8 protein-coding genes are annotated in these 10449 nt (G+C 69.0%); 2 read left to right on the top strand and 6 right to left on the bottom strand.

The window, feature by feature from the left end:
* Positions 1-897 (bottom strand): peptidylprolyl isomerase (locus VEC04_RS05445; RefSeq protein WP_324774623.1); only part of this gene is annotated, 897 nt, incomplete at its 3' end.
* A gap of 242 nt (positions 898-1139) precedes the next feature.
* Between VEC04_RS05445 and secA the strand changes: the two genes are divergently transcribed.
* On the top strand, positions 1140-4034 hold the full coding sequence (secA, locus tag VEC04_RS05440) for a preprotein translocase subunit SecA (protein WP_324774622.1): 2895 nt from the start codon (positions 1140-1142) through the stop codon (positions 4032-4034).
* A 141-nt stretch (positions 4035-4175) separates the two neighbouring features.
* Positions 4176-5342, top strand: a complete 1167-nt coding sequence (locus VEC04_RS05435; protein WP_324774621.1) for a class V aminotransferase — start codon at positions 4176-4178, stop codon at positions 5340-5342.
* A 17-nt stretch (positions 5343-5359) separates the two neighbouring features.
* Here the strand turns inward: VEC04_RS05435 and VEC04_RS05430 are convergent, their stop codons facing one another.
* The 5 genes from VEC04_RS05430 to VEC04_RS05410 form a co-directional block, all read right to left on the bottom strand.
* Positions 5360-6250, bottom strand: coding sequence for a hypothetical protein (locus VEC04_RS05430; RefSeq protein WP_324774620.1), 891 nt, complete (start codon positions 6248-6250; stop codon positions 5360-5362).
* 84 nt (positions 6251-6334) lie between these two features.
* On the bottom strand, positions 6335-7303 hold the full coding sequence (locus VEC04_RS05425; protein WP_324774619.1) for a hypothetical protein: 969 nt from the start codon (positions 7301-7303) through the stop codon (positions 6335-6337).
* Positions 7304-7380: 77 nt separating this feature from the next.
* On the bottom strand, positions 7381-8883 hold the full coding sequence (locus VEC04_RS05420) for a CoA-acylating methylmalonate-semialdehyde dehydrogenase (RefSeq protein ID WP_324774617.1): 1503 nt from the start codon (positions 8881-8883) through the stop codon (positions 7381-7383).
* Positions 8884-8970: 87 nt separating this feature from the next.
* Positions 8971-9861 carry an alpha/beta hydrolase gene (locus tag VEC04_RS05415; protein WP_324774616.1) on the bottom strand — a complete coding sequence of 297 codons (891 nt, stop codon included), beginning with the start codon at positions 9859-9861 and terminating at the stop codon, positions 8971-8973.
* A 48-nt stretch (positions 9862-9909) separates the two neighbouring features.
* On the bottom strand, positions 9910-10395 hold the full coding sequence (locus VEC04_RS05410) for a Fur family transcriptional regulator (RefSeq protein ID WP_324774615.1): 486 nt from the start codon (positions 10393-10395) through the stop codon (positions 9910-9912).
* Between the last annotated feature and the right edge of the window lie 54 nt (positions 10396-10449).

Below are 10449 nucleotides of genomic sequence, written 5' to 3'. Positions count from 1 at the left end.
GGGCGCGGGGGCCGAGGCCGGCTCCTGCGAGGTGGAGTCGCCGTTCAGCAGCACCTCGACCTCGGCCTTGCCGCGCAGCTGCTCCAGCAGCTGGCGCACCCCTTCGTAGGTCAGGTAGCGCACGATCTGCGGCCGGGCCTGCTCCAGCGTCGGCGGCGTCTCCTTGCGGCGATCCTCGACGCGCAGTACGGCCCAGCCGCCCTCGGTCTGGAACGGACCGACGGTCGAACCGGCCGGCCGGTCGCGCAGGGCGTCGGCATAGGCCTGCGGCAGCACGTCGAGCGTGGCGTAGCCCAGATCGCCGCCGGAGAAGCGGGTCGCCTCGTCGATGGAGCGCTGCTGGGCCACGGCCTCGAAGGCCGCGCCCTGGGCCAGAAGGCCGATGACGGCGTCGGCCTCCTCGCGGGTACGCGACAGGATCAGCCGGCTGCGGATTTCCTCGGAGGTCTCGGCCAGCCGGACCTGTTCGCGGTAGATGGTCTCGACCGCCTTGTCGTCGATCTCGCCGTTGACGACCGTCTCGACCAGCATGTCGCCGAGGATGCGCTCGCGGGTCGCCGCCAGCCGGCGCTGGGCCAGGGCCGAATTGTCCAGCCCGCGGCGCTCGGCCTCGCGGGCCAGCAGCTTCTGGTCGATGACCTCGTCAAGCACGCGGCGGAACAGGTCGGAGGTGACGTCGAGAGGCTCGCCCTCGCCGACGAGGCCCTGCGCCACGGCTTCGCGCTTGACGTCCGAGGCCCAGATGGTCTCGTCCTGGACCTTGGCGACGGCGCGGTCGCCCGGCTCCGGCGGCCGGTCGGAGCCGCCCCCGCGGCCGCACGCGGCGACGGTGAGGACGGCCGCCAGCAGCACGGGGAAGAGGGCGCGGGCCAGAGTCCGGGTCTGGATGAGGCTCATTTCGGGGCAAGCTCCGTCACGGGCGCCAAAGGCCCTCGCGTTGACAGGGATAAGGCCGGTGCTTAAGTCCGGCCTGCGCCCAAGTCGAGGGGTTTTCGAACGTTCGCGCGGCCCTTGCGCGCGCCTGTGACAGGCGCACCGGGCCGCCGCCGCCGAGGCCTCGCCCGGCGCATCTCGCCGCCGCTCCTTCGGGACCGTTCCAGTACCAGAGCCCCAGCCGCTCGCCCGCCTTCGGATCATCCATGCTCGGCATCGCCAAGAAGATTTTCGGCTCATCCAACGACCGCAAGGTCAAGGACTTCATGGGCCGGGTGCAGAAGATCAACGCGCTCGAAGACAAGTTCGCCGCCCTGTCCGACGACGAACTGCGGATGATGACGGATGCGTTCCGCGATCGCATCGCGGCCGGCGAGACGCTCGACAAGCTGATGAACGAGGCCTTCGCGGTGGTCCGCGAGGCCTCCAAGCGCGTGCTCGGCCAGCGTCAGTACGACGTCCAGCTCACCGGCGGCATGATCCTGCACGACGGCGGCATCGCCGAGATGCGGACGGGCGAGGGCAAGACCCTGGTCGCCGTGGCCCCGGTCTATCTGAACGCCCTGTCCGGCAAGGGCGTGCACGTCATCACCGTCAACGACTATCTGGCGCGGCGCGACGCCGAGTGGATGGGCCGGGTCTACCGGTTCCTCGGCATGGAGGTCGGCGTCATCGTCAACGGCCTGAGCCAGGGCCAGCGCCAGGCCGCCTACGCCGCCGACATCACCTACGGGACCAATAACGAGTTCGGCTTCGACTATCTGCGCGACAACCTGGTCTACGACCGGCGCGAGATGGTGCAGCGTCCGCACCATTTCGCCATCGTCGACGAGGTGGACTCCATCCTGATCGACGAGGCGCGCACCCCGCTGATCATCTCGGGCCCGACCGAGGACCGGTCGGACCTGTATCTGACCGTCGACGAGATCATCAAGGACCTGATCCAGGACAAGTCGACCTTCGACCTCGACGAGAAGCAGCGCCAGGCCCTGCTGACCGAGGAAGGCTCCGAGAGGATCGAGGAGATCATGGAAGCCCGCGGCCTGTTCGCCGCCGACACCACCGGACTCTACGACGCAGCCAACATCAGCCTGGTGCACCACATCAACCAGGCCCTGCGCGCCAACACCCTGTACCAGAAGGACAAGGACTACATCATCCGGGCCGGCGAGGTGATGCTCATCGACGAGTTCACCGGCCGCATGATGCAGGGCCGCCGCCTCTCCGAGGGCCTGCACCAGGCCATCGAGGCCAAGGAAGGCGTCAAGATCCAGCCCGAGAACCAGACCCTGGCCTCGGTCACCATCCAGAATTATTTCCGCCTCTACGAGAAGCTGTCCGGCATGACCGGCACGGCCGCCACCGAGGCCCAGGAATTCCTCGACATCTACAAGATGGATGTTCTCGAGGTGCCGACGCACCGGCCGATCAAGCGGATCGACCACGACGACGAGATCTTCCGCACCGCCGCCGAGAAGAACCAGGCCATCGCCGCCCTGATCGCCGAATGCCACGTCAAGGGGCAGCCGATCCTCGTCGGCACCGTCTCGATCGAGAAGTCGGAGGTCCTGTCGGAGCTGCTCAAGGCCTTCGAATACGAGGTCCCGGTCAAGACGCTGAAACCGCAGCACCAGCATTTGCTGGAAAAGGTGGTCAGCGACGACGAGAAGGTCCGGCGCGAGGCGAAGAAGGCGTATCAGGCCCTCAAGGACGACGACTTCGATATCGAGATCAAGCGCGGCAGGGGCATTCCGCACAGCGTCCTGAACGCCCGCCAGCACGAGCAGGAAGCCTATATCGTCGCCGAGGCGGGCCTGCCCGGCGCGGTGACCATCGCCACCAACATGGCCGGCCGCGGCACCGACATCCAGCTGGGCGGCAACCTCGAGATGCGCGTCCAGCGCTGGAAGCTCGAGCAGCGCAACATGGGCGTCGAGGTCACGCCCGGGATGGAGGCGGCCAAACAGGCCGAGTTCAAAGCCGACATCCAGGTCCAGAAGGACAAGGCGCTGGCCGCCGGCGGCCTGTTCGTGCTCGGCACCGAGCGCCACGAGAGCCGCCGCATCGACAACCAGCTGCGCGGCCGCACCGGCCGTCAGGGCGACCCGGGCACGTCGAAATTCTTCCTGTCCTGCGAGGACGACCTGCTGCGCATCTTCGCCGGCGACCGGCTGGACTCCATCATGCGCAGCTTCGGCGTGGCCGAGGGCGAGGCGATCAGCCACCCGTGGCTCAACCGCGCCGTCGAAACCGCCCAGAAGCGCGTCGAGACCCGCAACTACGACATCCGCAAGAACCTGCTGAAATACGACGACGTCGTGAACGACCAGCGCAAGGCCGTGTTCGAGCAACGCCAGGAGTTCATGGACGCGGAGGACCTGTCGGAATTGGTCGCCGAGTTCCGCAACGACGTGATCACCGACCTGATCGACAAGCATATGCCGCCCAAGGCCTATGCCGAGCAGTGGGACATCGATGGCCTGAACGAGAAGGTGAAGTCGACCCTCGGCCTCGACCTGCCGCTGCATGAGTGGGCCGCCGAGGAAGGGGTCTCCAACGAGGAGATCGAGGAGCGGCTGATGGCCGCCGCCGACGCCCGCGCCGCCGAGCGGCTCGAGCTCATCGGGGCCGAGCAGACGCGCGGTCTGGAAAAGCAGTTCATGCTCCAGATGATCGACATGAGCTGGCGCGAGCACCTCGTCCACCTCGACCACCTGCGCGGCGTGATCGGTCTGCGCGGCTACGGCCAGCGCGATCCGCTGAACGAGTACAAGACCGAGGCCTTCAACCTGTTCGAGACGCTGCTCTACGAACTGCGCCACAACGTCACCCGCTGGCTGATGACGGTCGAGTTCCGCTTCGAGGCCCCGCCCGTGATGGATCTGCCAGAGTTCCAGGAGATCCACCTGAACCCGGGCACGGGCGAAAACGAAATGGCCAATCCGGCGGCCCAGTCGCCCGAGGGCCTGCTGCAGGGCGACGACCGCGCCCGCCTGCCGGTCGGCGCCTTGCCGGTCAATTGGGAGCGCACCCCGCGCAACGCCGACTGCCCGTGCGGCTCGGGCCGCAAGTTCAAGCACTGCCACGGGTCTCTCATCTAAAGCGCTATCGCTCGCGACGCGGTCGCTCGCTGCTTGAGCAGTTTTGGCGCGCTAACGCTCGCCGCGCGGCGGCTCGCTGCTTGAGCGCGATGTGAGGGACCGCTATCGACCGTCGGTGTTGTTCGCCGACGGGAGATGCTGATGGCCGCTCGCAAGGACCTGTTCTCCCGCGCCCTGTCGCTGGACCCGGAGCGGCTGCATTTCGCGGCCCACAGCCATCATCTGTGGCCGGACGCCTCGTTCGACGGGCAGGTCCGGGCATGGGTGGAGGCCAACAAATTCGCCGACCGGAAATGGGACCTGATCTTCGGCCAGGTCGTGCCGGAGGCTCAGGACCACGTCGCCCGTGAGCTGAACCTGCCGTCGCCAAACACCGTGGTGTTCGCGCCCAACACCCACGACTTCCTGCTGCGCATCTTCTCGGGCTTCGATCGCAAGCCCGTCCGCATCCTGTCCACCGACGGCGAATTCCACTCCTTCCGCCGCCAGGGCGAGCGCTGGGAGGAGGCCGGCGAGGCCTTGGTGACCCGGGTGCCGCTGCATCCGTTCGACACCTTCGACGACCGCTTCGTCGAGGCCGCGCGCAGCGGCGGTTTCGACTGGATCGTGGTCAGCCAGATCTTCTTCAAGACCGGTCAGGCGTTCGGCCGCATGGAAGACCTGGCGGCGCTGGCGGACCCGGCCGGCCCGTGGGTGCTGGTCGACGGCTACCACGGTTTCATGGCCGCCCCGACGCACCTGTCGGCCATCGCGGACAAGGTGTTCTACGTCACCGGCGGCTACAAATACGCCATGTCCGGAGAGGGTGCGGGGATCCTGCACGCGCCCGACGGCTACTGTCCGCGACCGGTGGCGACCGGCTGGTTCGCCGAGTTCGGCGATCTGATGGGCCGCCCGGAAGACGTCCGTTACCGGGCGGACGCCGGCCGCTTCTGGGGCGCCACCTTCGACGCCACGCCGCTGTACCGCTTCAACGGCGTGCGTCGGATGCTGGACGAGGCCGGCCTGACCACCGCCGCCATCGCCGATCACGCCCACGGCCTGATGCGCCGCTTCCAGGACGCCGTGACGGAAGGCGCGGCGGGACGGCTGGCCCAGGCCGAACTGATCAATCCGGTGGCCAACGAGGCCATGCGGGCGCGCTTCCTCGCCTTCCGTCACCCGGACGCCCAGGCGTGGCGGGCGCGGCTGCTTGACGCCAATGTGGTCACCGACGTCCGCGACGACACCATCCGTTTCGGCTTCGGCTTGTATCAGGACGAGGCCGACGTCGAACGCCTCGTCGAGGTCTGCAAACGGGTCCTCTGACCCCGCACCCGCCGTCCTCAGAAGAAGGTCGTGTCGTCCTGCTTCTTCGGCTGCGGCGCCTTGCGGGGCGGGGGCGGCGTGGCCGGACGGGCCGGCGGCGGGGCCGGAGCGGGCGTCACGCCGGGATCCGGTATCGGCGCCCCGTCAGCGGGGGTGATCGGCGGCAGGGTCGGATAGGGCAGGGTCTCCGGACTGCCGTCGCCGGGATAGGCCATGGGCGGCGGAACGCCGTCCGGCGCCGCCACGGCCGCGGGGCCCACCCGGTCCGGCGCGTCCAGATCGTCGCGCACGAAGGCCCACGACCGGCTGTCGGAGCAGGCGCAGGCCTTCATATAACCCTCGCGATCGCGCCAGATGACCAGCGGATAGCTGATGCGGAGGCCCTCGCCGCCCAGCGCCTCGTTCAGGGCGCCGACGAAATCGCGCCCGGCCTCGACCACGGCGCCGCGCGCCAGATTGCCGTCGGCGGCGGGGATGCCCGCGGCGCTCCAATTGTTCGACGGCGTGGCGGTCCAGCGCTGATACAGGGTCCAGTCGCGCGTCAGCCACAGCTCGGCGACGGTGGCCCGCTCCGCCGCCGTCGACTGCGCCAGACCTTCGCGGTCCGGGCGCGCGAAGACGATGATCCGGACCTCGACCCCGGCGGCGCGCAGCTTGGGCGCCTCCTCGCGTTCGTAGCGCTGCATGGCGGCCGAGTCGCGATAGCCGATGATGTATAGCGGCTCGCCTCCGCCCCCGGCCGACAGCCACGACGACTCGTCCAGCAGCTGCTGGATGACGGCCTGGTTGCGGGTCACGGTCACCGGCTGGAAGCGGGCGTAGAAATGCTGGTAGGCCCAGAAGCCGCCGACCGCGAGGATCAGGCCCAGCAGGGCCGCGAGAGCCGACCAGACGAAAAAGCGACGCATGCGGGGGAGCGCTCCAGCTTAACTGTCCGGGAACCATAGCGCCTCTTGAGGGGCTGCGCTGCCCCGGACGCGTATGAGGCGAGACTACAGGCCTTGAGTCGACGCTACGACATCGACTTCGCGGATGGTCAGGCGCTGCATCTCGGCCTCGAACGCGATGACGCGCTCGGTGAGTGGCAGGTTGAAGGCCTCAAGGTCTCCGCGAGCCATCACGCTCTGCGCCTCCCCGAGCAGGTCGGCGCCCTTGGTCAGCTGGGTCAGGGTTTCGGCGTAGACCGCAGTCAGCTGATCGCGCATCGCGATCAGGTCGGCGCGGGGTGGCGGAGCGACCGCCTCGATGCGCAGAAACGTCTGGCTGGCGGCGATCCGCTCGCGCATGCAGGCCTCCGCCTCGGCGACCTTGCCCGCAGCCTCGGAACGGGTGACGAATTCGTATTCGCCGCGCTGGTAGGCCGCCATGGCGTCATAGAAGCAGGCCATGGCCGAGACGCGGTGATAGGCCGAAGTGTCCGACCCCATAAGCGGCAGACGGCTGCGCAGCATCAGCGACTGGGCGTCGACCACGGCGATCGATCCGCGCATCAGCGACATGGCCACCCGCTGCGACCTGGCGCCATCTCCGGATTTCAGGGCGTCGCCCAAGGCCAGGACATCACCCAGCAGATCGTCGATGTTGCCGCAGAAGACGGCGATGTCATCCACCACCTGATCGGAAATGCGGATCTGGGGCGGGTCCGAGGGCCGGCCGACCGTCGGCAAGGCGTCCAGCTCGGCCTTGAGGCGACGAATCTCGGCGCGGGTCGAGGCGATCCTTGCGCGGTTGGCGTCGATATACGCCGCCAGATCGTCGGGGCTCGTCGCCTCAACGTAGCCGGGATCGTTGACCACGGCGAGCATCAGGCTCGTCACCTTCTGGGCCGTGGCGGTCGCCAGTTGCGAGTGGCGGATGGCCGCCTCACCCTGGGCCTCCGGAACGATGATGATCTGGGCTGTGGCCGGAACGGCGGCCAGCAGCGCGACGGCCGCGAGCGCGGCCGAGATGACTCTGCGCATCAAAGCGTCCCCCGGGGTCCCCACGCCCCGCCGCCACCAAGACGCGTTCCGGCGGACGCGTCAAGGTAGCGGGTGGCTCACGCCATCGTCGGAATGACGAAGCTGGAATCCGCGTGCTCCAGCTCGCTGTCGGGCCAGCGCGCGGTGACCGTCTTGACCTTGGTCCAGAACTTCACGCCTTCCATGCCGTGCTGGTTGGTGTCGCCGAAGGCCGACCGCTTCCAGCCGCCGAAGGTGTGATAGGCGACCGGTACCGGGATCGGCACATTGATGCCGACCATGCCGACGTTGACCCGGGCGGCGAAGTCGCGCGCCGCGCGGCCGTTCTGGGTGAAGATGGCGACGCCGTTGCCGTACTGGTGCTTCGACGGAAGGCTCAGCGCCTCCTCGAAGCTGGCGGCGCGCATGATCTGCAGCACGGGGCCGAAGATCTCCTCCTTGTAGGACTCCATGTCCGGCGTGACGTGGTCGAACAGCGACGGGCCGATGAAATAGCCGTTCTCGTGCCCCTGCAGGCTGAAGTTGCGGCCGTCGACGACCAGCTCGGCGCCTTCCTGGACGCCCTTTTCGATCCAGCCCTCGACCCGCGCCTTGTGCTGGGCGGTGACCACGGGGCCGTAGTGGGCCCCCGCGTCGGTGGAGACGCCGACCCGCATCGACGGGATCTCGGCGACCATCCGCTCGCGCAGCTCGTCTGCCGTCTTCTTGCCCACAGGGACCACCACCGGCAGGGCCATGCAGCGCTCGCCCGCGCTGCCATAGGCGGCGCCCGACAGATCCTTGATCACCTGGTCCATGTCGGCGTCGGGCAGGACGATGCCGTGGTTCTTGGCGCCACCCATGGCCTGCACGCGTTTCCCGTGCTGGGCGCCCATCTGGTAGACGTAGTGTGCGATGTCGGACGAGCCGACGAAGCTGACGGCGTGGACCTGCGGATGGGTCAGGATGGCGTCGACGGCGGTCTTGTCGCCGTGGACGACGTTCAGGACGCCGGCGGGAGCGCCCGCCTCCATCATCAGTTCGCCTAGCCGCACGGGCACCGACGGATCGCGCTCCGACGGTTTGAGGATGAAGGTGTTGCCGACGGCGATGGCCACGCCGAACATCCACATCGGGATCATGGCCGGGAAGTTGAACGGGGTGATGCCGGCCACAACGCCGAGCGGCTGACGCATCGAATAGACGTCGATGCCGGGGCCGGCGCCCCAGGTGTATTCGCCCTTCAGCGCGTGCGGGATCCCGCAGGCGAATTCGATGACCTCGAGTCCGCGCTGGATGTCGCCCTTCGAGTCGGCGATGACCTTGCCGTGCTCCGAGCTGAGCAGCTCGGCCAGCTCGTTCATATTGGCCTCGACCAGCCGCTTGAACTCGAACATCACCCGGGCGCGGCGCTGCGGATTGGTCGAGGACCAGCCCTCGAAAGCGGCCTGGGCCGCCTGCACGGCCCGGTCCATCTCCGCCGCCGTCGCCAGCTGCACCCGCGCCTGAACCTCGCCGGTGTTCGGGTTGAACACATCAGAGAAGCGGCCCGACGCGCCGGTGAACGACGCGCCGTCGATGAAGTGGTTGATATCGCGCATGCTGAAGCGGTTCCCTGAAGTGTCGGCGTGTCCCGGTGGCGGGCGGTTTAGCCCGCCGGTTCCGTCTGCGCCAGTGCGGCCACGGCGTCACACCGCCGAGTCGAACAGGGCGTCGCGGGCGACGTCGGCCTTGAGCATCGGGAAGAAATGGGTGCCGCCGTGCACCGTCTCGATTGCGACGTTCGGCAGACCGCGCGGATGCTCCGGCACGTGACAGGTCGAGCCGGCCTCGGCCTGGAGGATGCGCACCGGCCGGTCCAGCCGCGCCAGCGCCCGCCACGGATCATGACTCTGGGCGGCGTAGTTCGAGGCCTCCCATTCCGGCGGACAGGCCAGGGCCAGGCCCTGTTCCGTCTCGATCAGCCCGTCGGTCAGATAGTCGGCCAGCATGATCTCGGGCCAGCCGCGAAAGGCGCCCCGCCCCGAATAGGCGGCCATGGCCTGTTCGCGGCTGTCGAAGACGGCGCGGCGGCGAAGCGCGCTCCTGACCAGCGGGATGCGTGAAGCCAGGCGGTCCAGCAGTGGCAGATGGAAGGCGGCCACCACCCAGCGCCGCCAGATCACCGGATCGAGCAGCACCAGCTTCGAGACGTGGTCGGGCCGTTCGGCCGCCGCCAGCAGCGCCGTGGTGCCGCCCATCGAATGGCCGGCCAGCACCGCCGGCGGGCCGTCCAACGCGTCCAGCAGGGCGATCAGGTCGTCGCGATGATCGGTCCAGCCGCGCCGGCCGTTGGGATCGGCGGGCAGGGTCGTCCGCCCGTGGCCGCGCAGATCGGGCGCCCAGATCCGCAGGGTCCCCGACAGGGGAGCCAGCAGGCTGCGGTAGGTCATGGCGTTGAAGCCGTTGGCGTGGACGAAGACCAGGTCGACCGGCCGCTTCGCATCGCCGAAGTCGAGCACGCTCATCTCGCCCGCGCCCCAGCGGTTGGCCACCGGCAGGCTCAGGCGACGGGGCGGGGAGAGCCGGATCGCGTCCATGGCGTCCAGATAGGTCCCGGGGTCAGCCGACGCCAGCCGCCGTCGGCCTCAGGCGGCGACGCGGCAGGCCGGGCAGCGCCCGTGCGCCTCGATGGTGGTCCGCTCTATGGCGTAGCCGGCGGCGTCGGCGGCGCGGCCCAGGTCGCCCGCTACCGGCGAGGACACCTCCTGCGTGGCCCCGCAGCAGTCGCAGATCAGGAAGGCGGCGGCGTGATCGCGTCCCCCGGAACTGCAGGCCACATAGGCGCTGATCGAGGCGATGCGGTGGGCGAGTCCCTTGCGCTCGAGGAACTCCAGGGCGCGGTAGACGGTTGGGGGCTTGGCCGGCTGCCCGTCCTCGCCGAAGCGGGCGATCAGGTCGTAGGCCTTGACCGGCTCGCCGGCGCCCAGCAGCAGTTCGAGCACCCGGCTGCGCGCCGCCGTCATCCGTTCGCCCTCGGCGGACAGGCGGGCGCCCGCCGCGCTCAGGGCGCGCTCGACCTCCGCCTCCCCGGGCGGGCCGTCGTCGTGGTGATGGTGGCAGGCGTCGCCCATGGGCCACAGCTAATCGCTCGACCGGCGGACCGCAACGTCGGGCTTGACTGTATG

Origin of the sequence: Brevundimonas sp. (genome assembly GCF_035626535.1) — a bacterium.
Lineage (GTDB): Bacteria > Pseudomonadota > Alphaproteobacteria > Caulobacterales > Caulobacteraceae > Brevundimonas.
The sequence above is the reverse complement of the archived record's forward strand: the minus strand, read 5'-3'. Positions and strand labels throughout refer to the sequence as shown.

What these genes read in the sequence shown, in the direction of transcription:
- secA (WP_324774622.1), top strand. Translation starts at nt 1,140, where the DNA reads ATGCTCGGCATCGCCAAGAAGATTTTCGGCTCATCCAACGACCGCAAG.
- VEC04_RS05435 (WP_324774621.1), top strand. Translation starts at nt 4,176, where the DNA reads ATGGCCGCTCGCAAGGACCTGTTCTCCCGCGCCCTGTCGCTGGACCCG.
- VEC04_RS05430 (WP_324774620.1), bottom strand. Translation starts at nt 6,250, where the DNA reads ATGCGTCGCTTTTTCGTCTGGTCGGCTCTCGCGGCCCTGCTGGGCCTG.
- VEC04_RS05425 (WP_324774619.1), bottom strand. Translation starts at nt 7,303, where the DNA reads ATGCGCAGAGTCATCTCGGCCGCGCTCGCGGCCGTCGCGCTGCTGGCC.
- VEC04_RS05420 (WP_324774617.1), bottom strand. Translation starts at nt 8,883, where the DNA reads ATGCGCGATATCAACCACTTCATCGACGGCGCGTCGTTCACCGGCGCG.
- VEC04_RS05415 (WP_324774616.1), bottom strand. Translation starts at nt 9,861, where the DNA reads ATGGACGCGATCCGGCTCTCCCCGCCCCGTCGCCTGAGCCTGCCGGTG.
- VEC04_RS05410 (WP_324774615.1), bottom strand. Translation starts at nt 10,395, where the DNA reads ATGGGCGACGCCTGCCACCATCACCACGACGACGGCCCGCCCGGGGAG.